Source organism: Butyrivibrio hungatei DSM 14810 (genome assembly GCF_900143205.1).
Classification (GTDB): domain Bacteria; phylum Bacillota; class Clostridia; order Lachnospirales; family Lachnospiraceae; genus Butyrivibrio; species Butyrivibrio hungatei.
Genome location: NZ_FRDH01000003.1, coordinates 403,089 through 428,863, shown reverse-complemented (window position 1 = coordinate 428,863; position 25,775 = coordinate 403,089). Strand labels below are relative to the sequence as shown.

The 25,775-nt window shown below is 39.9% G+C and carries 26 protein-coding genes; 25 read left to right on the top strand and 1 reads right to left on the bottom strand.

Going from position 1 to position 25,775, the window contains the following annotated elements; translation table 11 throughout:
• Nucleotides 1–42 precede the first annotated feature (42 nt).
• The 17 genes from BUA02_RS02005 to BUA02_RS01925 all read left to right on the top strand — a co-directional run bounded on the left by BUA02_RS02005 (nt 43) and on the right by BUA02_RS01925 (nt 17,685).
• On the top strand, nt 43–687 hold the full coding sequence (locus tag BUA02_RS02005; RefSeq protein ID WP_071176720.1) for an adenylate kinase: 645 nt from the start codon (nt 43–45) through the stop codon (nt 685–687).
• Nucleotides 680–1,438 (top strand): type I methionyl aminopeptidase, encoded by a 759-nt coding sequence (gene map, locus BUA02_RS02000; RefSeq protein WP_071176719.1) that lies wholly within the window; start codon nt 680–682, stop codon nt 1,436–1,438. Before BUA02_RS02005 ends, map begins: the two co-directional genes overlap by 8 nt.
• 21 nt (nt 1,439–1,459) lie before the next feature.
• Nucleotides 1,460–1,678 (top strand): translation initiation factor IF-1, encoded by a 219-nt coding sequence (infA, locus tag BUA02_RS01995; RefSeq protein ID WP_013280019.1) that lies wholly within the window; start codon nt 1,460–1,462, stop codon nt 1,676–1,678.
• 214 nt (nt 1,679–1,892) lie between these two features.
• Nucleotides 1,893–2,981: a TRAP transporter substrate-binding protein gene (locus tag BUA02_RS01990; RefSeq protein WP_072700551.1), complete on the top strand. Its 1,089-nt coding sequence runs from the start codon at nt 1,893–1,895 to the stop codon at nt 2,979–2,981.
• Between the two features lie 38 nt (nt 2,982–3,019).
• Nucleotides 3,020–3,544 (top strand): TRAP transporter small permease, encoded by a 525-nt coding sequence (locus BUA02_RS01985; RefSeq protein ID WP_071176717.1) that lies wholly within the window; start codon nt 3,020–3,022, stop codon nt 3,542–3,544.
• A complete protein-coding gene (locus BUA02_RS01980; protein WP_071176716.1) occupies nt 3,544–4,839 on the top strand; it encodes a TRAP transporter large permease in 1,296 nt (431 codons plus the stop codon). Before BUA02_RS01985 ends, BUA02_RS01980 begins: the two co-directional genes overlap by 1 nt.
• Nucleotides 4,840–4,860: 21 nt before the next feature.
• On the top strand, nt 4,861–5,331 hold the full coding sequence (locus tag BUA02_RS01975; RefSeq protein WP_072700550.1) for a YcxB family protein: 471 nt from the start codon (nt 4,861–4,863) through the stop codon (nt 5,329–5,331).
• Nucleotides 5,332–5,405: 74 nt separating this feature from the next.
• Nucleotides 5,406–6,908, top strand: coding sequence for a sensor histidine kinase (locus BUA02_RS01970; RefSeq protein ID WP_083572608.1), 1,503 nt, complete (start codon nt 5,406–5,408; stop codon nt 6,906–6,908).
• A gap of 11 nt (nt 6,909–6,919) precedes the next feature.
• On the top strand, nt 6,920–7,702 hold the full coding sequence (locus BUA02_RS01965) for a response regulator transcription factor (protein ID WP_072700548.1): 783 nt from the start codon (nt 6,920–6,922) through the stop codon (nt 7,700–7,702).
• Nucleotides 7,699–8,715 carry a TRAP transporter substrate-binding protein gene (locus BUA02_RS01960; RefSeq protein WP_072700546.1) on the top strand — a complete coding sequence of 339 codons (1,017 nt, stop codon included), beginning with the start codon at nt 7,699–7,701 and terminating at the stop codon, nt 8,713–8,715. Before BUA02_RS01965 ends, BUA02_RS01960 begins: the two co-directional genes overlap by 4 nt.
• A gap of 145 nt (nt 8,716–8,860) precedes the next feature.
• Entirely contained in the window at nt 8,861–10,660 is a 1,800-nt protein-coding gene (locus BUA02_RS01955) for a methyl-accepting chemotaxis protein (protein WP_072700544.1), read from the top strand.
• A gap of 186 nt (nt 10,661–10,846) precedes the next feature.
• Entirely contained in the window at nt 10,847–11,791 is a 945-nt protein-coding gene (locus BUA02_RS01950) for an ABC transporter permease (protein WP_083385928.1), read from the top strand.
• Between the two features lie 17 nt (nt 11,792–11,808).
• Nucleotides 11,809–12,678 (top strand): carbohydrate ABC transporter permease, encoded by an 870-nt coding sequence (locus tag BUA02_RS01945; protein WP_071176711.1) that lies wholly within the window; start codon nt 11,809–11,811, stop codon nt 12,676–12,678.
• A gap of 25 nt (nt 12,679–12,703) precedes the next feature.
• On the top strand, nt 12,704–14,353 hold the full coding sequence (locus tag BUA02_RS01940; protein WP_072700541.1) for a type 2 periplasmic-binding domain-containing protein: 1,650 nt from the start codon (nt 12,704–12,706) through the stop codon (nt 14,351–14,353).
• Nucleotides 14,332–16,047 (top strand): sensor histidine kinase, encoded by a 1,716-nt coding sequence (locus BUA02_RS01935; protein ID WP_072700538.1) that lies wholly within the window; start codon nt 14,332–14,334, stop codon nt 16,045–16,047. The genes BUA02_RS01940 and BUA02_RS01935 overlap by 22 nt, the downstream gene beginning before the upstream one ends.
• Nucleotides 16,025–16,774, top strand: a complete 750-nt coding sequence (locus tag BUA02_RS01930; RefSeq protein ID WP_071176708.1) for a response regulator transcription factor — start codon at nt 16,025–16,027, stop codon at nt 16,772–16,774. The genes BUA02_RS01935 and BUA02_RS01930 overlap by 23 nt, the downstream gene beginning before the upstream one ends.
• Before the next feature lie 2 nt (nt 16,775–16,776).
• The gene (locus BUA02_RS01925) at nt 16,777–17,685 is read left to right on the top strand and encodes a family 43 glycosylhydrolase (protein ID WP_072700537.1); all 909 of its coding nucleotides are present in this window, start codon (nt 16,777–16,779) and stop codon (nt 17,683–17,685) included.
• Between the two features lie 68 nt (nt 17,686–17,753).
• On the opposite strand, the gene BUA02_RS01920 is transcribed toward BUA02_RS01925, so the two are convergent.
• Nucleotides 17,754–18,743, bottom strand: coding sequence for an aldo/keto reductase (locus BUA02_RS01920; RefSeq protein WP_072700535.1), 990 nt, complete (start codon nt 18,741–18,743; stop codon nt 17,754–17,756).
• A gap of 196 nt (nt 18,744–18,939) precedes the next feature.
• Between BUA02_RS01920 and BUA02_RS01915 the strand changes: the two genes are divergently transcribed.
• From BUA02_RS01915 to BUA02_RS01880, 8 genes are all read left to right on the top strand, one after another.
• Nucleotides 18,940–20,319 carry a uracil-xanthine permease family protein gene (locus BUA02_RS01915; protein ID WP_072700533.1) on the top strand — a complete coding sequence of 460 codons (1,380 nt, stop codon included), beginning with the start codon at nt 18,940–18,942 and terminating at the stop codon, nt 20,317–20,319.
• A 196-nt stretch (nt 20,320–20,515) separates the two neighbouring features.
• On the top strand, nt 20,516–21,436 hold the full coding sequence (locus tag BUA02_RS01910; RefSeq protein ID WP_072700531.1) for a hypothetical protein: 921 nt from the start codon (nt 20,516–20,518) through the stop codon (nt 21,434–21,436).
• 198 nt (nt 21,437–21,634) lie between these two features.
• Entirely contained in the window at nt 21,635–21,748 is a 114-nt protein-coding gene (gene rpmJ / locus BUA02_RS01905) for a 50S ribosomal protein L36 (protein ID WP_013280022.1), read from the top strand.
• Nucleotides 21,749–21,940: 192 nt separating this feature from the next.
• On the top strand, nt 21,941–22,309 hold the full coding sequence (gene rpsM / locus BUA02_RS01900) for a 30S ribosomal protein S13 (protein WP_071176703.1): 369 nt from the start codon (nt 21,941–21,943) through the stop codon (nt 22,307–22,309).
• A 101-nt stretch (nt 22,310–22,410) separates the two neighbouring features.
• Nucleotides 22,411–22,821 (top strand): 30S ribosomal protein S11, encoded by a 411-nt coding sequence (rpsK, locus tag BUA02_RS01895; protein ID WP_071176702.1) that lies wholly within the window; start codon nt 22,411–22,413, stop codon nt 22,819–22,821.
• 159 nt (nt 22,822–22,980) lie between these two features.
• Nucleotides 22,981–23,574 (top strand): 30S ribosomal protein S4, encoded by a 594-nt coding sequence (rpsD, locus tag BUA02_RS01890; RefSeq protein ID WP_071176701.1) that lies wholly within the window; start codon nt 22,981–22,983, stop codon nt 23,572–23,574.
• A gap of 45 nt (nt 23,575–23,619) precedes the next feature.
• Nucleotides 23,620–24,576, top strand: coding sequence for a DNA-directed RNA polymerase subunit alpha (locus BUA02_RS01885; protein ID WP_071176700.1), 957 nt, complete (start codon nt 23,620–23,622; stop codon nt 24,574–24,576).
• 158 nt (nt 24,577–24,734) lie between these two features.
• Nucleotides 24,735–25,271, top strand: a complete 537-nt coding sequence (locus tag BUA02_RS01880) for a bL17 family ribosomal protein (RefSeq protein WP_071177509.1) — start codon at nt 24,735–24,737, stop codon at nt 25,269–25,271.
• Nucleotides 25,272–25,775 lie beyond the last annotated feature (504 nt).

Below are 25,775 nucleotides of genomic sequence, written 5' to 3'. Positions count from 1 at the left end.
TTCTTTCTAGTTTAAGTGTATTTTTTAAAGGGGAAGCAAAGTATGAAGATAATTATGTTGGGTGCACCTGGTGCTGGAAAAGGCACACAGGCACAGATGATCGCGGATAAGTATAATATCCCACATATCTCTACAGGAGATATTTTCAGAGCTAATATCAAGAATGGTACAGAACTTGGTAAGAAAGCAAAAGAGTACATGGATAAGGGACAGCTTGTTCCAGATGAACTTACAGTTGAGCTTCTTTTGGACAGAGTTGCAAATGAAGATTGCAAGAATGGATATGTTCTTGACGGATTCCCACGTACTATACCACAGGCAGACGTATTAGATAGCGAGCTTACAAAGCTTGGGGATAAGGTTGATTATGCTATCAACGTTGACGTTCCTGATGAGAACATCGTAAACAGAATGTCAGGAAGAAGAGCATGCCTTAAGTGTGGTGCTACTTATCATATCAAACATATTCCACCAAAGACTGAGGGAATATGCGATAAATGTGGAAGCGAACTTGTTCTTAGGGATGATGATAAGCCTGAAACAGTTCAGAATAGATTATCTGTATATCATGAGCAGACACAGCCACTTATCGATTATTATGATAAGAAGAATATCTTAAAGACTGTTGACGGTACTAAGGATATGCAGGAAGTATTTGATAATATTGTAGGTATTTTGAATGCGTAAAGTTATCTCAATTAAGACAGATGAAGAATTAAATCTTATGAGAGAATCAGGGCATCTTTTAGCTAAGGTTCACGACGAGCTACATGCTGCGGTCAGGCCTGGAATCTCTACTTTAGAACTTGACGAGATTGGCGAAAAGACTATTAGAGCTCTAGGCGGGATACCAAATTGTAAGAATTATGAAGGATTTCCTGCTTCTGTGTGCATATCAGTTAATGATGAAGTAGTTCACGGAATACCAAGTGCCGATAAGATCCTTAAAGAAGGTGATATTGTTACCTTTGATACAGGACTGATATATAAGGGTTATCATTCAGACGCTGCAAGAACTTGGGGCGTTGGTAAGATCAGTGATGAAGCTCAGCAGCTGATCGATGTAACCAGAGAAAGCTTTTTTGAAGGCATTAAAATGGCCAAAGCTGGAAATAGACTTTACGATATATCCAAAGCGATAGATAATTATATTAAGCCCTATGGATATGGTATAGTAAGAGAGCTTACAGGTCATGGAATAGGCACAAGCCTTCATGAAGAACCCATGGTTCCGAACTTTAAACAGTGGCGCAGAGGTGTTAAACTACAAAAAGGAATGACAATCTGTGTGGAACCAATGATAGCAATGGGCCAAAGATATGTTGGCTGGCTGGATGATGACTGGACAGTGGTAACTGTTGATGGTTCCCTGGCCGCACATTATGAAAATACAATCGCCATAACTGATGGTGAACCAGAAATATTGACAATCATTTGATAGTTAAGTAGGAGGATAAAGATGTCAAAGGCTGATGTAATTGAAATTGAAGGAAAGGTTATTGAGAAGCTTCCTAACACAATGTTCCAGGTAGAGCTTGAGAACGGACACGTTGTACTTGCTCATATCAGCGGTAAGCTTCGTCAGAACTTTATTAGAATTTTACCAGGAGATAAGGTTACTCTTGAACTTTCACCTTATGATCTCACAAAGGGTAGAATCATCTGGAGAGATAAGTAATTAAGATCTTACTGACTGTCGTATACAGCATACGGCAGTCTTTTTTAATATATTAGGAAATTCCTCCGGATTCATGCTTTTTTATGTGTTAAAAATGTGCTATGCCATGCTAAATATGTCCGATTTTATATGGCCTAACGCTAATTTATAATGACATTGTCGATAAGACAATTGTCATTATTTTTTTTTATTCAAAAGGGAGGTTATTTGAAAAATGAAAAAAAGATTTGTATCAGTATTAATGACAGCAGCTGTTGTTCTTTCAATGACAGCATGTGGCGTTCAGGCTCCTGAAGCTCCTGCAGAGACACCTGCAGCAGAGACACAGGAAGAGACAGCAGAGGCTCCTGCAGCTGATTCAGCTGAGGCAGTTACTCCTGCAGCAGATGCTATTACTCTTGTAATGGCTGAGGTTAACCCTCTTGATACTATTGTTGGTATGACAGATCTGAAGTTCAAGGAAGAAGTTGAGGCTAGATCAAATGGATCTATCACCATTGACCTTCAGGCAAGTGGTGTTCTTGGTTCAGAGAACGACGTACTTGACACAATGCTTGGTGGTGGCGGAACAATTGATATGTCTCGTATCTCTGCTTTCGCTCTTACACCATACGGCGGACAGAAGTCAATGCTTCTTTCACTTCCATACATTTTCACAAGCCGTGATCATTTCTGGAACTTCGCTACATCAGACCTTGCTCAGGAATTCCTTCAGGAATCTTCAGAAAATGGTAGTGGTGTAAGAGGTCTCTTCTATGGTGAGGAAGGTTTCCGTCATTTCTTCACAGTTAACGAGATCACAGGTATTGAGTCATTCAAGGGCATGAAGATCCGTGTATCTAACGACCCTGTTATGAATGGTCTTGTTGAAGGCCTTGGCGCTAACCCTACAGTAGTTGCTTTCGGTGAGCTTTACAGTGCACTTCAGACTGGTGTAGTTGATGCAGCTGAGCAGCCAATCGCTAACTATAAGTCAAACGCATTCCCAGAAGTTGCTCCATACATGATCCTTGATGGCCATACACTTGGTGCTATCCAGGTTGTTATCACAGATGAGGCTTGGAACAAGCTCACACCTGAGCAGCAGGATATCCTCGTTGAGGCTGGTAAGGCAGCATCTGAGTACAACCGTTCAATCTCAGAAGAGAAAGAGAACGAAGTACTTGAGCAGCTCAAGGCTGACGGTGTAACAATCATCGAAGTTGATGACATCACACCTTGGCAGGAAGCTGTTAAGCCTGTAATCGAAGAGAACATTAAGGGCCTTGAGGATTACTACCAGAAGATCGTTGACATGAAATAATTAAACTTTATCAAACCGTTTTATAGAAAAGAGGTACTATGAATTCTTTCTTCAAAGCGGTAGATAAGATCAAACCTGTATACGATATTACTTATAAAGTAATGCTATTTGTATGTAAACTCTTGCTGGTGACAGACATTCTGATCACCAGCATGAGTGTTCTTGGAAGATATGTTTCTTTCATTCCAGATCCATCTTGGAGTGAAGAGGTTGTCCTTACACTTATGGCTTACATGGCTGTTATATCAGCTGCACTTGCAATCAGACGCGGTGCTCATATTCGTATGACTGCATTTGATAGATATCTACCTAAACAAGTAATTAAGATTTTAGATTTGCTTTCAGACTTATGTATTTTATTCCTTGCATTTGTAATGCTCATTGTTGGTTGGAAGTATGCTTCAACAATCGGTAGCAAGGGATCTTACGTTTCTCTTCCAAAGTTATCAAGGTTTTGGATGTATTTTCCAATTCCTGTGGCTGGATTTGCCATGATCGTTTTTCAGCTTGAGGCAATCTATAACCACATCAAAGGTTTCTTTATAAAGGAGGAGGATAAATAATGACCGTTAATTCTACTGCTATTGCTATTTTGCTTATTAGCTTCTTAGTAATGATATTTTTAAGATTCCAGATTGCTTACGCGGTTGCTTTATCATCTATCCTCTGTCTTCTTTATCAGGGACTTCCACTTACAACAGTTTGTCAGCAGATGGTTAAGGGTATCAGTTCTTTCTCTCTTATGGCCGTTCCGTTCTTTATTACCATGGGATGCCTCATGGGACAGGGTGGTATCTCTGAAAAACTTATTGCATTGGCGGATGCTTGTGTAGGTTGGATGACAGGTGGTATGGCCATGGTTAACATTGTGGCATCCTACTTCTTTGGTGGAATTTCAGGATCAGCAGCTGCAGATACTGCTTCACTTGGAAGTATCCTTATTCCTATGATGGTTGAGCAGGGTTACGACGATGATTTCTCAACAGCCGTAACAATTACATCTTCTTGCGAAGGACTCCTTGTTCCTCCTTCTCATAACATGGTAATTTATGCTATGAGTGCTGGTGGAGTTTCTGTAGGAAGCCTGTTCCTTGCTGGATATGTTCCAGGAGCACTCCTTGCACTTTCTCTTATGGTCGGCTCTTATATTATTTCCAAGAAGCGCAATTATCCTAAGGGAAAACCATTCAGCATCAAAGCATTTGTTAAGCAGCTTGGAACTTCATTCTGGGCTCTTGCAGCAGTTATCATCGTAGTAGTAGGCGTAGTAGGTGGTGTATTCACAGCAACTGAGTCAGCTGCCGTAGCCGTTATCTATAGCCTTATCGTAAGCGTATTCATCTATAAGGGACTTGATTGGAAAGGTGTATGGAAAACACTTGAGTCATGCGTTGACACACTATCAATCGTGCTTATTCTTATCTCTACATCAAGTATCTTTGGATATTGCCTTACAACACTTCATGTTCCAGATATTGCTGCTAATGCTATAATTGGACTTACAAGAAATCCAGTTCTTATAGCACTTTTACTTAACCTTATTCTTTTGGTACTTGGATGTATCATGGATATGGCTCCAATCATCCTGATTGCAACACCTATCCTTCTTCCAATTGCAACATCAATTGGTATCAATCCAATTCAGTTTGGTATAATGATCATACTTAACTGTGGTATCGGACTTCTTACACCTCCTGTAGGTGCAGTTCTTTTCATTGGATCTGCAGTTGGTAAGGTTAAGATGGAAAAAGTAGTAAAGGCAACATTACCATTTTATCTTTGCATGATCTTAGTTCTTTTACTGCTTACATTTATACCTGAAATAAGCATGTTCCTTCCAAACCTGCTTATGAAGTAATATTTGCTGAAAGGTCTTTTTATGGATTATAAGTTTAAATGTGACGTTAAAGCATCAGACCTGTGGAAAATGGCTATGAAGCGCACTTACAAGTCAATCGTTGGAGTAGTAAATGTAGTATTTACAGTTGCTATGATAGCCCTTGTGATCAGATTTTGGGGAGAAGCCTCCTCATTTATGAGAAGTGTGATGGTCATAGGATGTCTTCTTTTTCCAGTTATTCAGCCTCTGGCAACATATGGCAAGAGTGCCAAGCAGCTCGAGGACATGCCAAAGGACATGGAGTTGTCATTTGATGACAGAGGAGTACATGTTGAGACAGGCGGTAAATCTGAGGATATCAGATGGAAAAAGATCTCTAACGCCATCAAACGTAGCAATATGATCATAGTAATGTCAGATGACAGACATGGTTATATGTTCACAAACAGAGTCCTGGGAGACCAGAAAGAGAGCTTTTATCAGTATCTCTGTAGCAAAATTAAAGGGTAGTTTCAAATAGTAATTCAAAAGAGGCAGCGCTATAATTATTTCTATAACAAACGCGGCCTCTTTTTTTTAAGCATATGATAAAAATACGAAATTTTTGGAAAAACCTAACAATTAAAAATAAGATCAGAGCCTTTACCAGTAGTGTATTTATCGCTATTTTGGCAGCTCTTTTGTTTGATGTGTGGATCATTAAGCTCTTCATGATGGACTTTAATGATATCATGGAGGACAATTCCCACAGCGGAGAGCTGGTTGCAGCCATATCAAGCGAGATAGATACTTTTGATTCTTACATTCACAGATCGGATCCTGTAGATACCACTGAATGGGAAAAGAGTGTCGCTGCTACCCAAAAGGCCTTTGACAAGAATCCTTTGGTCTATAAGCGACTTGGAGAGGAGAGATACGCTCTTTTATCATCGCTCCGGACAGCTTATTTAAGCTATAGTCAGGCGCGAAACGAGGTAATAGAACAGTATCAATCAGGTCATCTTGATATAGACAAGCTTTATGATGTTTATAACATGCAAAAGTATCTAAATGTCTATGCTCAGAGACTTGTGGATAAGACCATGCGAGAGGGCAATTTTAGTTATAAAAAGCTGATGCCTGTTATCATTAGTGTGCCATTTCTCGTAGCCGCTCTTGGAGTCATTATTGTTCTTGTGATCTACAAGATGTCTAAGATCATGGACAATTCTATCAGCGTGCCAGTTTTAAAGCTTGCCAATGCTTCCAGAAAGATTGCAGCCAATGACTTTTTCATTGACGATGTTGAGGCTGATAACAAGGATGAAATGGGTGAGCTGGTAACCGCCTTTAACAAGATGAAATACGCTACCGGCGAGTATATCAGAGGTATGGAAGACAGGAGGATAGTTCTTGACCAGCTACATGCAAAGGAACTTGAAAATCTGGAGATTGAAAAGCAGATGGAGACCATGAACCTAGAGCTTTTAAAGAGCCAGATCAATCCACACTTCCTTTTTAATACCTTGAACGTGATTGCAGGTACAGCAAATCTTGAGGATGCTCCAACTACTGAGCAGATGATAGAGGCCCTTAGCTCTCTCTTTAGATACAATCTCAAGAATCAGGCAAAAGAGGCACTTCTTGCCCAGGAACTCAAGATTTCCAGAGACTATATGTATCTTCAGAAAATGAGATTTGGAGACAGAGTGTCTTTTGAAGTAGATTCTGATGTGGATGAAAACAAGGTTATCGTTCCTACATTCACATTCCAGCCACTTCTTGAAAATGCAATTATTCATGGCATTTCCCGTAAGGTTGAGGGTGGAAAGATACTTATAAAGATCAGGCAAAATGAAGATAAGCTCCATATCGAAGTATCTGATACTGGAGAAGGCATGGATGAAGATCTCCTTGAAAAAGTAAGGGCTCAGCTGGAGATTGGAAATGAGAAGGTCATTGACAAAGATGTCATCGGAATAGGCCTTGGAAATATTAACCGAAGGATCAGAACCATGTACAAAGGCGGAAGCCTTAGAATTGAAAGCACTAAAAATGTTGGTACAACAATTATCATTGATATTCCAATGCAGGGAGATGTAGCCTAGGAGAAATGCATATGTACAGAATACTAGTAGCAGATGATGAACCTATCGAGAGACAGGTTATAAATAAAAAGATAGCAGGCTTTTTCCCTGGACAGGTGGAAATATTTATGGCTGAAAATGGCTTGGAAGCTGTTAAGAGCTTTGAGGAAAATTCATGCCAGATTGCTATACTTGATATTGAGATGCCTGGAATGAACGGCCTTGAAGCGGCTGAGGAGATCAGGAAAAAAGACAGAGGCTGTAGCATTATCTTTTTGACTGCCTTTGACGAATTTAGTTATGCAAAAAAAGCTATCGGAGTAAGAGCATTAGATTATATTCTAAAGCCAGGGGCAGATGAAGATCTTATAAATGTTCTTGAAGAAGCTTTTGATATTTGTGATAAAAAGGCCAGCATTTCAACTAGTGTAAATAGTTTTAATGACAAGGAAATTGAACATTGTAAAGTTTACGGAAGCGGAAATATGTCGAACAAACTGATAAGTGATATCACTACGTTTATTGACGAGCACTACAGCGAAGATATTGCCCTTCAGGATATAGCAAGCGTGCTCGGATATTCAGATGTGTATTTCTGTAAGCTTTTTAAGCAGAATTTTGGAAAGAACTTTATCACATATCTGAATGAATATAGAATGGCGAAGGCCAAAGAGCTTCTTGCCAATCCACTTATAAACATTAAAGATGTTGGCCAAAAAGCAGGTTATAGAGACGCTAATTATTTTACAAGAGTCTTTAAGCGTATGGTAGGCATGACGCCTAGCGAATACAGAATCGGAGTTTTAGGATCATGAAAAAAAAATGGGCATATGGAATAATTTTCATAATAGCTTTGATCGTTTTTTGTGTTGTTGGAAACAGGATATATATGTGGAAAACAAGCAATGCCAAGAACGAGTCTCCTGATTTTGTGTTTCTTTATGCTGAGAACCAGACGGCAGATTATCCAACAACGTTAGGAGCAGAGAAATTTGCTGATCTTGTCTATGAACGCACAGATGGAAGAATAAAGATATTGGTAAAGCACGGAGCTGAGCTTGGAAGCGAGATGGAAGTCATTCAGCAGCTCCGATATGGCGGTATTGCTTTTGCCAGAGTATCTATTTCTCAGATTGCTGAGTATGTTCCTGATATGAACATACTCCAGATGCCTTACCTTTATTCAAGCTCTGACCACATGTGGAGAGTCCTGGATGGAGAGATAGGAGATGAGTTCCTTTCTAAAGCTTCTGAGTACAATCTTGTTGGGCTTTCCTGGTATGATGCTGGAGCCAGAAACTTCTATAGCACCAAGCCTATCACATGCCTTGAGGACCTTCAGGGAATGAATATCAGAATCCAGGAATCAGATATGATGGCAGATATGGTATCAGCTCTTGGCGCAAATCCAGTAAAGATCGTGTATTCTGATGTATACTCAGCACTTGAGCAGGGAATCGTAGACTGTGCTGAGAATAACTGGCCATCATATGAAGCTATGGATCATTACAATGTAGCAAGATACTACACTATAGATGAACATACCAGAGTTCCTGAAATGCAGATCTGCTCAGCTGAGATATGGAATCAGCTAAGTGAATCTGATCAGCAGATAATCATGGATTGTGCAAAAGAGTCAGCTCTTTACGAAAGACAGCTTTGGCAAGAAAGAGAAAAAACATCCAGAGAGATCGCAGAAAAGAGCGGAGTTACAGTTATTGCCATCACACCAGCAGAAAAGCAGCGCTTTAGAAAAGCAATGTCTTCAGTATATGAAAAATATTGCGTAAATCAGATGGATATCTTAGAAAAGATCATGGAATACTAACTCAGAAAATAACTATATTTTATAATAATAAACAAAATATAAAATAACGTTATAACGCTTGTTTTGACACATGTATTAGTCTACAATTTTATGTATGGAACGCGCATTTTTTATGTTCCTATATATATATTAAGGAGGCTTATATATGGCTAAGAAACGTGGTTCTTTGATGACCGTTATAGTTGCAGCGATTCTTTTGGCAGTAGTTATAACTACGCTGTCCATTGAAATCTTTTCAATCAATAGTACCGTAAGTACTAATACTAAGAGGGCCAATGAGTATAGAAGCAGACTTGAAGAAGATATCATGGCTGAGCTTAAGAACGAGACCCAGTGTGCTATGAGTGTCTGTGCTTATATGTATGCGAGATACCAGAATGGTGAGATTACGCTGGATGAAGCAAAAGAGCAGGCAGCAAATATCATCAGAGAAATGAAATATAATGAGGGATCAGGCTATTTTTGGATCGATACTTCTAAGGGTATCAACGTAGTGCTTCTTGGAAGAGATACAGAGGGGCAGTCCAGATGGGACGCAAAGGACCCTAATGGAACATATTTCATTCAGGAAATGATAAAAAATGGTATGCAGGATGGCGGTGGATATACGAACCTCATGTTTGCTAAGCCAAATGAAACAGAGCCTCTTCCAAAGGTAAATTATACAGCATATTATGAGCCTTTTGATTGGGTTATGGGTACAGGTGTATGGGTAGACTATATTGACTCTCTTGAGGCAGAGTATAGTAACGCAGCCAGCCTTGCACTTAAATATAATATTTGGAATTCATTAGTAGTTGTTATCATACTAATCATAGCAGGTACTATAATTGCAATTTATATTGGTAAGAGGATCACTAAGCCTATCATTCTTGTAACTGATCAGATGACCAAGATGTCTAATAGCGATTTTACTGACAGTGAAGAGATGGAAGAAGTGCGTAAGCTTTCAAATGAAAATAATGAGATCGGACAGATTTCTGAAGCCCTTGATACAATGCATACAAGTATCAGAGATCTTATGATGAAGATTTCTGATACAACATCATATGTTGCATCTGCATCTGAAGAGCTTTCAGCTAGTGCTTCTCAGTCAGCAGATGCCAGTGAGATGGTAGCTAACTCCTGTACAAGTGTTGCTGATTCATGCAATGGACAGATAACAGCAGTTGCTGGAGCAAGTGATGAGACTAAGCACTTTATCGAGAATATGCAGGAGTTCAAGGATGCTATCAATAGAACTACTGAGATGATCAAGAATACAAACGAAGCAGCTACCAAGGGCGCTGATGATATGACTAATGCTACTAACATGATGGGATCTATCAAAGAGTCTGTTGAGAATACAGCATCAGTTGTAGATGCGCTTGGTGAACAGCTCAAGAATATTGATAGTTTTGTTGAAACTATTTCTGAGATCGCAAGCCAGACCAACCTTCTTTCACTTAATGCTTCTATCGAGGCTGCAAGAGCAGGAGAGATGGGTAAAGGCTTCGCAGTTGTTGCCAGCGAGATCAGCAAGCTTGCTGATCAGTCAAATGAAGCTGCAGCAAAGATTACAGTACTTATCGAAGATATCATGAAGAATTCTGAAGAAGCTGTAGAAGCTATGAGAGTAGGCGCTCAGAACGTAGTAGAAGGAACTGAGACTGTTAACGAGGCTGGTAATACATTCAGTAACATCGTTGACATGGTTTACTCAATTTCAGAACAGTCAGAGAGAATGAGCGAGATTGTTGGTCAGCTTTCAGCTGGTACTGACACTATTGCCGAGAACATCAGAATGATCGAAGATATGAGTACAAGTGTAGCAGATGAGACTCAGAACGTATCGGCAGCATCCCAGCAGCAGACAGCTTCTACCCACGAAGTTGCCGAAGCTTCCGATAAGCTTGCTGAGAACGCTCAGGAACTTCAGAAGTTTGTTTCTAAATTCGAACTGTGATGTGAAAATATATATAGAGAGGGTGGTGATCTTCGGATCACCACCTTTTTTATTGATTACTAAAGTAATTAAAAATGAGGACACTTTCCAAAAATCAGGGTATGTTTTGCCAAAATAATGTTTCCTATAATTTTCCTATATCAATTGATTTACATATACCAAAACCTATAGATAGAGAGGAAACAAATGATGAAAGGCGAAAAAGATAAGGAAAAATATTTGCAGCCAAAACGAAGCTGGAAGCAGGAAATTCAAAGGAACTGGGCATTATATGTTCTGATCATGCCAGCTTTTGTTCTTGCAATCATCTTTTGCTACGTGCCTATGGGCGGGCTTATCATGGCATTCCAGAACTACAAGCCATGGCTTGGAATAACAGGTTCTGAGTTTATCGGAATGGAGAATTTCAAACAGATCTTTGTTTTTCAGGAATCATATCAGGCAATAATCAATACATTGATAATTGCGGTCAGCAAGATCGTATTAGGACTCATTGTTCCTATTGTCATAGCTCTTTTGCTGAATGAGGTAAGTAACGTAGGACTAAAGAAAGGCATTCAGACTCTTGTATATCTTCCTCATTTCCTGTCATGGGTAACTGTTGCCGGAATGATGAGAGATGTTCTTGGTCTTGATGGTATCGTAAACTCAGCGATCCAGAGACTTGGCATGGAGCCAATCTTCTTCCTTGGTGAAGCAGGTATGTATAGACAGATCATAGTATTGTCTGACCTTTGGAAAGGTTTCGGATTTGGAATGATCGTTTATCTTGCAGCCATATCCAATATCGATCAGAGTCTCTATGAGGCAGCACAGATGGATGGTGCCAACAGATTTCAGCAGACACTTCACATAACACTTCCTGGCATCGCGCCAATGATCATTGTTATGGCAACCCTTAGTCTTGGAAACGTGCTTAATGCAGGATTTGATCAGATTTATAATACATATTCTCCACTGACTTACAGTACTGGAGATATCATTGACACTTATGTGTACAGACAGTCTCTGATAAATGGCCAGTACAGCTTTGGTACAGCGGTTGGTCTTTTTAAGTCAGGAATCAGCTTCATGCTGACAGTAATAGCTTATAAGCTGGCATATAAGTTTGCTGGCTACAGAATTTTCTAAGGTCTAAGGAGAATATCATGAGGAGAGTTTCATTCAGTAGAAAGATATTTGTTGTAATAAATACTATTTTTCTGGTTTCACTTGCGCTTTTGTGCGTACTTCCACTTATTAACCTTCTTGCTATTTCTTTTAGTGGAAAAGCAGCAGCTAACAGTGGAATCGTAACATTCTGGCCGGTTGATCCAACAATACTGGCATATCAAAAGACACTTCAAAACAGTAACTTTGTACGATCACTTGAAATTTCTTTTGCAAGAACAATTCTTGGAACCCTGCTTTCTATGTTCGTGATCACAACAGCAGGTTACGCACTTTCAAAGGATTTTAGAGGCAGAACGCCTCTTATGTGGTTTTTCGTGTTTACCATGCTCTTTGGAGGTGGACTTATCCCCTCATATATGGTAAATACATCTCTTGGTCTTAAGAATAACTTTCTGGTTTATATTCTTCCAGGAGCTTTTAGCTGCTACAATCTGATACTTATCATGAACTTTTTCAGGTCAATCCCAAAGGCGCTTGAAGAGGCAGCACTTATTGACGGCGCCAGCTTTTTTGATGTACTTTTAAAGATTTTTTTACCGCTTTCAAAGGCAGGTCTTGCCACTGTGGCTCTTTTCACAATGGTAGGTCACTGGAATGAGTGGTTTACTGGAATCCTATATATGTCAGATACCAAGAACTACCCATTGGCTTCATTTCTACAGGTAATCGTAGTTCAGGGTAATCAGCAGGATCTAGCTCTTGATCCGACATCGGCAGCAGCCATGTCCGAGAGGACCATCAAGGCTTCACAGATCTTTATAGGCGTTTTGCCTATTCTGCTTGTTTATCCTTTCCTGCAAAAATACTTTGTAAAAGGAATGATAGTTGGAGCAGTAAAAGAATAATATAATGTTTTCGGAGGAAGAAACAATGAAAAAGAGAAGGGCAATAATTGCAACACTTCTGACAGCTTCTATGCTTCTTGCTGCGTGCGGAAGCGCAGATCAGAAGAAAAACAGTGTGCAGAGCACAAAGAATGCAGATGGTAAGTACGAACCAACACTTACTATCACAATCGCAAAACAGCTTGATGAGAATGCTGGTAAATATGCTGAGGGTGATGATATCAACAAGAACCCTATGGTAGAGCTTACTGAAGAAAAGCTTGGAATCAAGCTTGAGACAACACTTCTTGGTGGAGATGCTGGCAACTATGATACAAAACTCAGACTTGCACTTACAGGTTCTGAGGAGCTTCCAGATGTATTCCCTGTATATGGAACACAGATGATTGCAGATATGATCGAATCAGGAAGAGTAAAGGCAATCGATGAAGATATCGAGAAATACATGCCTGAGAGATTAAAAGAGATCTATGATAAGTATCCAGAGACTTTTTACCCTGTAATGAAGGATGGCAAGACATACGGTATCGCTTGTGCTCCAACTCTTACAGAGGGACAGGTCATGATCATCAGACAGGACTGGCTTGATAATCTTGGACTTAAGGCACCTACAAATCTTGAGGAGTTTGAAGCGGTCATCAAGGCATTCACAGAGGATGATCCAGATGGAAACGGTAAGAAGGATACATACGGATTCACATATTCAGGATCTGGCGTATACAACACAGGATGGGTTTCAGATCCAGTAGCTCTTTTCTCAGCTAATTCTGGTAAGCACATTCCAGGAAGCTGGCAGGAAGATGAGAACGGAAACCTTGTTTATGGTTCAATCGACGAGGGTAACAGAAAAACTCTTGAGCTTCTTGCTAAGTGGCATGCAAATGGATGGACATTCCAGGAAGCTGCTGCAACAGGCGCTTGGGATGCTATGGGTCAGTTCACAGAAGGTAAGGCTGGTATCTTTATCGGAAGACCATGGGCTGTAGGCTCAGTAAGAGACGTTACATCAGTTGATCCTAACGCAGTGATCGCTTGCTATCCTAACATCAAGCAGGATAATGGAGAGTGCACATATCAGTCAGCTCAGACAACTGATGGATGGCTTATGTTCAACAAGGATTTCGACAATATGGAAGCCTTCTTCACATATTACGACTGGCTCTATGATGTAGCATTCGGTACAGGTGATTTCCAGTATGGCTTCATGGAAGATTATGATTATGATATAGTAAACGGCGAGGTTGTATTTGATACATCTAAGTTTGACCCTGCAGTTACAGATCCATTCCTTCCAGGAAAATCAACAGTACTTAAGAACACTCCTATGATCGACAGAATGCAGGAGTATGCTGATGCCAAGGCTGGTAAGACTGAGACTGGTGCACAGATCAGAGCAGCTGCTGATTTCGAATCAGCTCCAGATATGGCAGAAGGCTATGTAATTGCTAATGATAACAGAGAAGAGCTCATTCCTAACCTCTACAATGCAGAACCAACACCTACTATGAAAAAGTGCTGGGAACAGTTGCAGACTATGGAGGCTCAGGTTTACACTAATATAATCTACGGAAAAGAGCCTATTGAGTCATTTGATAAGTTTGTAGAAGACTGGAAAGCTCAGGGCGGAGAACAGATTACACAGGAAGTAAACGAATGGTACAAAACCATGAAGTAAAAAAGATTCGTTCTATATATATAACCTTCATTATTTTTTTAATGATGGTGGTGCTGAGCTTTAGTTTTATCTATATCTACAGCACCAGCACGTTGCAGGAATCTCTTACAAGCGTTGCCATTAGTCAGATGGAGCATTCTACTCTCTTGATTGGTAACAAGGTAAAAGAAATTGAGATTGAAGCTGACGGTATCTTACACAGTGGAAATCTCAAGAACCTGCAGCTTGCATTGACAGAAGGAACGGATGTATACGATTTCGTCTCTGCAGCAAGGACAATGAAAGGATATCTGAATGACAGACAGTCAAGTAATGTTGGCATGGCATTCTTTGTTCTTTATTGGCCTCGCTCAGGGCGTATCATCTCAAATGTGGCTGGGGCGAGTATAAGCTCTGGCCTTTTTGATGATTTAGAGGATAACAAGTGGGTAATATATGGAAATGAGATATATTACTTTAGAAAATATACTACAAGCTGGGATAAGAATGATGATGAACCTTATCTTATCATCAAGATGGATGGTGACTACCTATACAAGATAAAGAACATGACTGTCAATCTTGGTAATGGCGGAACAATGCTGCTTTATGGCGATTATAACAGCATCTTTTCAACTTCAGAAAAAGAGAAGACTCTTTTATCTGAGCTTTCTCATCAAAAACTTGATATTCAGTACTACATCATCAAAATTGATGGCCAGGATTACAGAGTAGTTAAGTCAAAAGAGTCAGCTAATGGACTATATCTTATTTCATATTATCCTATCAATGAAATGAATAAGCCTATCAATTCTATTACCTGGATCATTGGTATATCTCTTTTGGCAGTGCTCATAGTTGGAACCTTCATCATGCTACAGTACTATAGGCATATATTGTTGCAGCTGAATATGATGACTGAAAAGTTAAAGCAGCTTGAAAGCGGTGATCTAACCGTTCAGATAGATAAGGATAAGCTTCCGGATAATGAGTTTTCCTATGTGTTTAAGCAGTTTAACAGCATGGTAAACAAGATAAGAGAGCTTCTTGCTTCCAGTATCAAGGAGCAGCAGCTAAGAAATCAGGCAGAGGTTAGACAGCTGCAGCTTCAGATAAATCCACATTTTTTGTATAACTCTTTGTCCTATATTGTGACAGTTGCAGATAAGCCAAAGGCAGTGACTGAAATGGCAGCACACCTGGCTAATTACTACAGATACTGCACTAAGAATAAGACAAGGGCTACCATCGGAGAAGAGATAGGCTATGCCAAGTCATATCTTTCCATAATCGCCATGAGAAAAAATATTGAGTATTACCTGGATGTTCCAGAGAGTCTTTACAATGTGCGGATAATTCCACTTATTTTGCAGCCTCTTATAGAAAATGCTATTGAGCATGGTATAGAGGAAAGAGAGTATGCCAAGCATATTCAGGTCAAGATGTATATGATGGGAACCGGAGAGATCAGGACAGAAGTGTCTGATGACGGTCATGGCCTGAGCGATGAAGCAATAGAAAAGCTTGAAAAGCAGATCAGCAAAAAAACACGGGATGCTGAAGAGAGCGTTGGACTTTGGAATGTAAATCAGCGTCTCATAAACTATTATGATGAAACCGCTAGACTACAGTTTACAAAGAGTCAGTGGGGCGGGCTCAGAGTTTATTTCATATTTAGGCCGGAGGATGGAAATGACACTACTTATAGTGGATGATGAACCATATATGGTTGATTATATTGCAGGTCTACTGGACTGGCAGCAGATTGGCTTTGATAAGGTATTGACTGCAGGAGGAGGGTCTCTTGCTCTTGATCTTATCAAGCAGCACAGCCCTGAACTTTTGATAACGGACATCAAGATGCCGAGGATATCAGGGCTTGATCTTGCAGAGTATATAGATGAGAACAAGCTAAATACCAAGGTTGTGATCCTTACTGGTTATAGTGATTTTGAGTATGCACAAAAGTCAGTGCATTTAGGAGTTACAGATTATCTTGTGAAGCCTATTTTGAAGGATGATTTTCAGGAGACCATAAACAGGATCATGGAAAAGTATTTTTCAAAAGAATGCAAAACAGGTGAAAATAGCGGAGTTTTGAAGGATAAGAAAGATGTGGTCTCTTTTGTTCAAAAGTATGTAATTGATAATTGTGAAGAAGAACTCTCGCTTGAGATGTTAAGTGGAATAGTACATTTACATCCAGCGTACCTGTCCAAGATATTCAAAGAAGTATCTGGAGTTGGACTGCTTTCTTACATAACTGATGCTAAGATGCAAAGAGCGGCTAAGCTCCTTGAGGAGACTGATATGAAAGTTGCAGACATAGTGACAAGACTTGGCTATCACAAGTATCAGTATTTTTCAAAGCTCTTTAGAGACAAGTATGGTATCTCACCTAAGGTATACAGATTAGAAAAAAGATTTGTTTTGGAGAAGTAAACATGAGCATATTAAAAAACGGAGAGTTGTGGCTTGATATTAAGGGGAATCCTATTCATGCTCACGGCGGATATATAATTTTTTATAACGGTTATTACTACTGGTATGGCGAGGACAGAAGAGACAACAAGTATGTAAGTTGCTATCGCTCATCAAACCTTACCGATTGGGAATTTAGGAACCATGTGCTTACTACCGATTCCAAGATGGAAGGCTACAGAGTAAGAACAAAGATGATGCTTTCAAATGAAGATGGAAGCAAGGTCAATCTTGAAAGACCGAAGGTTCTTTACAATGAAAAGACAGGAAAATTTGTCCTTTGGGTGCACTTTGAAAATGGAAAGAACTATCATGATGCGGCAATTGGAATAGCAAGCTGCGATACACCTGATGGAGACTTCACATATCACGGACACTTTAATCCATATGGCTATATGTCAAGAGACTGTACACTGTTTAAGGATGATGATGGCACAGCTTACTTTATTTCAGCAGCCAGAGACAATGCAGACCTCCATGTGTACAGATTGTCAGAAGATTATATGAATGTTGATAGCCTTATTCATAAGCTGTGGCAGGGTGAATACAGAGAAGCGCCTGCTGTGATGAAGATGGGTGGGAAATATTATATGCTCTCATCTTTCTGCACAGGATGGGCGCCTAATCAGTGTAAGTACGCTGTGGCTGATTCTATTGAGGGCAGATGGAGTGACCTTATGGAGATTGGCGATGAGACAACTTACCAGAGCCAGGCAGCATTTATCCTGGAAAAAGATGGTAAATACTATTACGTTGGTGATAGATGGGGCGGAGATGGTGAAAAGTATTTTGAATCGTCATACGTTGTGTATCCACTTGAACTTAGCGGCGATAAGCTTGATATGAAATATGTGGATGAGATCGAGCTTTGATCAGTAAAAAAAGAAAACCTTAATTGCAGGTGCGAATATACTGCAATTAAGGTTTTTATTTTGGGGTATCAGATAGAGTATTTGTCAATCTCCCTGATCTCTTCTTCTGTGAAGTTTATATTCTCGATAGCTTTGACATTATCAAGGATCTGCGATGGCTTGGAAGCGCCTATGATAACAGAAGTAATATAGTCATCCTTAAGGTTCCATGCAAGTGCCATCTCCGCAAGTGTCTGACCACGTCTTTTGGCAATCTCATTAAGCGCCTTGATGTTCTCGAGCTTTTGAGGATCAAGCTGACTTTCCTTTAGGAAGCGTCCATCTGTACGGATTCTGCTGTCCTCTGGAATGCCATTTAAATACCTGTCTGTTAAAAGACCCTGAGCAAGAGGAGAGAAGCAGATAATACCCTTTCCGAGCTCTTTTGCCTTTTCTTTGAGTCCGTTCTTTTCAATTGTTCTATCAAAGATATTGTAACGGTTCTGATTGATGATAAATGGAGTCTTTAGCTCTTTTAATATGGCAGTAGCTTTCTCAAGAGTAGGACCATCATAGTTGGAAATACCTACATAAAGAGCTTTGCCGCTTTTAACTATCTGATCAAGGGCTTCCATTGTCTCTTCAAGTGGAGTGTCAGGGTCCATTCTGTGATGATAGAAGATATCTACGTAATCAAGGTTCAACCTCTTAAGGGACTGATCAAGACTAGAGATGAGATATTTTCGGCTACCCCAGTCACCATAAGGACCTGGCCACATGTAGTAACCAGCCTTGGTGGAAATGATCATTTCATCACGGTAAGGAGCAAGCTCCTCTCTAAGAATCTTGCCGAAGTTTATCTCTGCGGCACCCTCTGATGGGCCGTAGTTATTGGCAAGGTCAAAATGTGTGATCCCGTTGTCGAAGGCTGTGAAGCACATAGCCTTCATGTTCTCGTAGTCACTATTGTCACCAAAGTTGTGCCATAGTCCCAGAGAAACAGCTGGCAGCAAAAGACCGCTTTTGCCACATCTATTGTATTTCATAGTGTCGTATCTTTTGTCGTTTGCGGTATACATAATAGTCCTCCAAAAAGAAATATCTTTTCAACATTTTACATTGTTATGGTACTAGAATAAAGCGAAAAATAAATCAAAAAAATAGTGAAAAAATTCATGACGGACGAGGTAGGTTGTGATATAATCCATATGGCGATTTGGAAAAAATCGTAAAATCATTTTAATCTTTTTTGAAAATCAAATATGGAGGAGAGACATGGGAGAGAAAAGACAGGCTATTTATGATGCCACAACGTTGGGCAAGCCTAAAATGGCGCTTCTGGGATTGCAGCATATGTTTGCAATGTTCGGAGCAACTATTTTAGTTCCAATTTTGGTCAACGGCTATTTTAACGGGGAAGGACTTTCAGTCCAAGTAACACTATTTTTTGCAGGTGTTGGTACACTTCTATTTCATCTATTTTCTAAGTTCAAGGTTCCCGCATTTCTGGGTTCATCATTCGCATTCCTTGGTGGTTTTGCCACTGTTGCTAATTTAAATACTGGTAAATATGCAGACATGACTTATGGAGAGAAGCTTCCATATGCGTGCGGCGGTATTGTTGTTGCTGGACTTTTATATCTGGTTCTTGCAGTTATCATCAAGCTTGTAGGTGTCAAGAAGGTTATGCACTTCCTTCCACCAGTAGTAACTGGACCTATCATCATCTGCATCGGTCTTTCACTTGCACCATCAGCAGTTTCAAATGCATCTGCTAACTGGCCACTTGCTATCGTAGCACTTGCTGTTGTTATCGGATTTAACATCTGGGGCAAAGGAATGTTCAAGATCATTCCTATCCTCATGGGCGTAGTTATTTCTTATGTAGTAGCACTCATCATGAATGCTGCAGGCATCACAAATGTAGATGGATCTCCAATACTTAACTTTGCACCAGTTGCAGAGGCAAGCTGGGTAGGACTTCCTCCTTTTGTTATCGCTAAGTTCGATATTACAGCAATTCTTGTTATGGCTCCTATCGCCATTGCAACAATGATGGAGCATGTTGGGGATATTTCAGCTATCTCAGCTACAACAGGTAAGAACTTCATTGAAGATCCAGGTCTTCACAGAACACTTTTCGGAGATGGACTTGCAACAGCTTTTGCCGGACTCTTCGGAGGCCCTGCTAATACAACATACGGTGAAAATACAGGCGTTCTCGAACTTTCAAAGGTTTATGATCCTAAGGTAGTAGAGATTGCTGCTGTATATGCAATCGTAGTAAGCTTCATTCCTAAGGTTGCCGATGTTATCGGAACAATGCCAACAGCCATCATCGGTGGTATCAGCTTCGTGCTTTACGGAATGATCTCAGCTATCGGTGTTAGAAACGTAGTTGAAAATAAGGTAGACTTCACAAAGTCAAGAAACCTCATAGTTGCAGCTGTTATCCTTGTTTCAGGTCTTGGTTTCTCAGACGGTATCACATTTACAATCGGTAACACACCTGTAACTCTTACATCACTTGCTATAGCAGCTCTTCTTGGTATCGTGCTCAATGCAGTCCTTCCAGGAAATGATTATAACTTCGGTGAGAATCACAAGGGCGACATCAACAGAGGTGTAAGTTTTAATAACCACGAGGCAGTTTGATTGTTTACATATAATAAGTTAAAAATAAAAGGGCAGCTCCGGTTATTGATATCCGGTGGCTGTCTTTTTTATTTCCCACAATCAGAGAAATAGCAGCAAGCTTTTTGCAAAGGCTTGGGTTTATCTAAAATCCAGTTGCGTGTAGTATGTTTTTGATAGTACAATATTACGAATCTGTTAACAAAGAGGTGGAAATATGAAGAAGATTGGAAAGCTTTTATGTGTTTTGCTTGCAGTCACATGTCTTGCAGGATGCGGATCAAACTCATCAAAGAATCCAGAATCACCTGATTCAGAGTTTAAGGGTGGCAAAAAAACAATAGTAGAAGATACTAATGAAGAGGTTACTACAGAAGAACCTGAAAAAGAGGAAGCTACAGAGGTTACTTCAGAGGAGGCAGTAGAAGAGGCTAGCTCTGAAGATGGACTTTCATTAGAAGGAAATGGAACAGGCGCTGTAAACAGTACAACTATCGATGGCACAGATTATTATGTTACAGATGAAGCTATGCAGGTACTTGCTAACCTTGAGTCAGATTATAACAAGATCAAATGGGGCGTTGTTTATTCACCTGATGGAATGGATGGATTTGCAATCTCAATTGCTCCTTACATGGATGGCGAGACAGTTCGTCTTCTTATAGCTTTTACCAATCTATATAATGAAGAGATATTTGTAAATGCCAGAGGAGATGCTGTGGATGCAAACGGAAACAAGATTGGTAGTGTAAGTGGATATGAACTCACAATTGGTTCTGGTAACTCAGTTCTTTACGATGTTGAATGTAAGGGAACTCCAACAGGTGAGATTCACTGGGAAACAATCGAGGTAAAAGAGGCAAAAAGAGAGTATGTACCTTGGGAAGGCGATTGGCAGCTTGGAACAGATGCCAATGGCAATTATGCAGTTCAGTGGAATCTTACAGGTGATAAAAGCATGGACTTAGGTTTTGTAAGGCTCATCGCTGTAGATGAAAATGGATATATATGTGGATGCGCCCAGGGATATGGCGGAGATCCAGCAACAAGCTTTTCTGGAACAGAAGACTTCTATTCTGGAATGAGTGGAACCCCTGCAGACATTGCAATGTTTGCTAATCCATTCTTTAAAGAGTAATCTTAATATAATTTCATAAGTGATTTTTGATATCAGGATTTTGGTGAAAATATTTATCGAAATCCTGATATTTTTTTACAAAAACTTGTTGATTATTGATTTGGCATGTGCTATGATGTTAAATGGTCTTTTTAGGAAAAGGGGTAATTATGCCCTTTTTCAGGCATTATTCTGTTACCATGCAGGAAAGGAGAAACAATGAAAGTTAGGTCTTCTGTTAAGCCTATGTGCGAGAAGTGCAAGGTTATTAAGAGAAAGGGCGTTATCAGAGTAATCTGTGACAACCCTAAGCACAAACAGAGACAGGGATAATTCGAGCCGTTTCGGATTACTTTTTGATACCAATGTGTATTGGAAAGATCGGATTATACTTTGTCCGATTGGGTCGATGAGATGTGACCCCAATCAAACAAGTAACAGCTCCCGCGACTTATAGGTAGGAGCAAGAGGAGTAAAGCTTCTCACAAATAATTATTTAATTTTTATTCAAATGGAGGAATTAGAATGGCTCGTATTGCAGGTGTAGATTTACCTAGAGATAAGCGAGTAGAGATCGGTTTGACATATATCTACGGTATCGGTAGAACAAGCTCAAACAAGATTCTTGAAGCAGCAAAAGTAAATCCGGACACACGTGTTCGTGATCTTACAGATGAAGAAGTAAAGAGAATTGCCGAGATTATCGGTAATGACTACGATGTAGAAGGTGACCTCAGAAGAGAAGTTGCTATGAACATCAAGAGACTCACTGAGATCGGATGTTTCAGAGGAATGCGTCATAGAAGAGGACTTCCTTGCCGTGGTCAGAGAACTAAGACAAATGCAAGAACAAGAAAAGGACCAAAGAGAACAATCGCTAATAAGAAGAAGTAATTCTTTCCGCTAAGCTATTGGGACCAATTGAATCTGGCATGGCAGGTTCAGACAGTAACTATATTAAAAGTAATAATAGGAAGAAAGTAGGTTAGTTTAAAATGGCAAATCAGAAATCAGCAGTAGCTGCAAAGAAGGCAGCTGCTAAGAAACGTGTCAAGAAAAACGTTGAACACGGACAGGCACACATCCAGTCATCTTTCAATAACACAATCGTTACATTGACAGATGCTGCAGGTAACGCTCTTAGCTGGGCAAGTGCTGGCGGTCTGGGATTTAAGGGTTCAAGGAAATCTACTCCTTATGCTGCACAGGTAGCTGCAGAGACAGCAACTAAGGCTGCACTTATTCACGGCCTTAAGACTGTTGATGTATTCGTTAAGGGACCAGGATCAGGAAGAGAAGCTGCAATCAGAGCTCTTGCTGCAAGTGGCCTTACAGTTACATCTATCACAGACGTAACACCTGTACCACATAACGGATGCAGACCACCTAAGCGTCGTAGAGTTTGAGCGATAGTATATTGTCGCAATATGTTGCGAGTTACATGTGCTAATATAATTTTCAATTTAACTCGTTGGACGAAGGTGCAAATGCTGAACAGGTTTCAGCAAACATTGTAAACAACATCAGAATGAAATTTATCTGATAATAATGAAAGGAGCCAAAAAATGGCAGTAAACAGAGTTCCAGTATTAAAGAGATGCAGATCACTTGATTTGGATCCAACATTCCTTGGATATGACAAGAAGTCAAAGAGAACATCAGCTAGAGCTGGTAAGAAGATGAGCGAGTACGGACTTCAGCTCCGCGAGAAGCAGAAGGCTAAGTTCATCTACGGCGTTCTTGAGAAGCCTTTCAGAAACTACTATGAGAGAGCTGATAGAATGAAGGGTCAGACAGGTGCAAACCTTATGACAATTCTTGAGTCAAGACTTGACAACGTAGTATTCAGAATGGGATTCGCAAGAACAAGAAGAGAAGCTAGACAGATCGTTCTTCATAAGTTCATCACAGTTAATGGAAAGGCAATCAACGTTCCTTCATACCTTATCAAGGCTGGCGATGTAGTTGAAGTTAAAGAAGCAGCTAAGAATATCCAGAGATTTAAGGATATCGCTGAGATCACAGCAGGTAGACTTGTTCCTGAATGGCTTGATGTTAACAAGGATGGCCTTAAGGGTACAATCAAGGAACTTCCATCAAGAGAAGTTATCGACGTGCCAGTAGACGAAATGCTTATCGTCGAGTTGTATTCTAAATAATGATATAATTAACTTGTTAACAAACCACTTAAGGAGGGTATATCAGTGTTTGATTTTGAAAGACCAAATATTGAAGTTGCTGAAATCTCAGATGATAAGAAGTATGGTAAATTCGTAGTTGAGCCTCTTGAGAGAGGTTACGGTATTACACTGGGCAATTCCCTTCGCAGGATTATGCTCTCTTCATTACCTGGTGCAGCAGTTAGCCAGGTTAAGATTGAAGGCGTTCTGCATGAGTTCAGTTCAATTCCTGGTGTTAAGGAAGATGTAACTGAGATCATTATGAATATCAAGAATCTTTCTATTAGAAATTCTTCTGATACTAACGAACCAAAGACAGCTTATATCGAGTTCAATGGTGAGGGTGTTGTCAGAGCTTCTGATATTCAGGTAGATCAGGATATCGAGATCATGAATCCTGATCAGGTAATCGCTACACTTTCTGGAAAGGATGCTAAGCTCTACATGGAGCTTACTATCACTAAGGGAAGAGGTTATGTAAGCTCAGACAAGAATAAGAGTGCTGATCTTCCTATCGGAGTGATCGCTATCGATTCTATCTACACACCTGTAGAGAGAGTAAACGTAACTGTTGAGAATACTCGTGTAGGTCAGGTTACTGATTTTGATAAGCTTACACTTGATGTTCACACAAATGGAACACTTGCTCCAGACGAGGCTGTGAGCCTTGCAGCAAAGGTTCTTTCAGAGCATCTTAGCCTGTTCATTGATCTTTCTGAAAATGCCAAGACTGCAGAAGTTATGGTAGAGAAGGAAGATGATGAGAAGGGTAAGGTTCTTGAGATGTCTATTGATGAACTTGAACTTTCAGTTCGTTCATTCAACTGCCTCAAGAGAGCTGGAATCAATACAGTTCAGGAACTTGCAAACAAGACTCCTGATGATATGATGAAGGTTCGTAACCTCGGCCGTAAGTCACTTGAGGAAGTTCTTGCTAAGCTTGATGAGCTTGGACTTTCACTCAGAGCAGATGGCGAATAAGTAATATCTTTAAATGAATATCCGCGGAGGGTAAATCCGATGTGTACCGATGCGGATTCTCATAGTAATTATCAACAGCATTTGGGGAGTAAGTCCGATGGGCATTTCCTTATGTTAACATGCAGGGGAAGCCTGCTGATGAGAAAGGAATTAATATCATGGCAATGTACAGAAAGCTTGGAAAAGCAACAAAACCTAGAAGAGCACTTCTTCGTAACCAGGTAACAGCACTTCTTTACAACGGAAAGATTGTTACTACAGAGGCAAGAGCAAAGGAAATCAAGAAGATCGTAGAGCCTATGATCACTCTTGCAGCTAAGGAGAAGGACAACTACGAGACACTTACAGTAGATTGCAAGGTTCCTGAGAAGGACAAAGATGGCAAGAGAGTAAAGGAAGTAGTTGACGGCAAGAAGGTTACTAAGTATACAACTGTTAAGAAGGAAATCAAGAAGGATATGCCTTCACGTATGCACGCAAGAAGACAGCTTCTTAAGACTCTTTACCCAGTTCTTGATGTTCCACAGGAGAACAAGGGAAGAAAGAAGAACACAAAGGAAGTTGACCTTGTAGCAAAGCTTTTCGATGAGTACGGTCCTAAGTATGCAGATCGTAAGGGTGGTTACACTCGTATGATCAAGATCGGCCAGAGAAAAGGCGATGCAGCTATGATGGTTGTACTTGAGTTAGTTTAATTCTGACTTTATTAAAGGGATGAGCAAATGCTCATCCCTTTTTTGTTGGATTCACGGACGCTATAGTGGGAAATGAAAGTATTCTTCACTTGGTATTTTTATCAGTGATACATAAGACAATATAAAAGCCTGAACTGATAAGTTTCACCTTGTTCAAAGCACTTATCAGTTCAGGCTTTTATATTGCCATGTATCATCTTCAAAAAATAAATCGTTCAGAATACTTTCATTTCCTCACTATAGCTGGCTGTGGAGTCAATAAACATGGATTTGTTGCATGATATATCTATATAGTAGAAGCAAATATTAACGCACTAAATTATATGCTAATAGTTTGTTTCTAGGATATTTTAGATGATGAGAACTTTTGAGGTGAGCATGTCTAATTGGCATAAATTGAAAAAAGACATGCTAATTTTGGATATGTCTAGAAATACTGGCATGACTAAATAGAAGAAAACTAGAAAAAGACATGCCGGATTTGAATAAACAAGTAAAAAATGG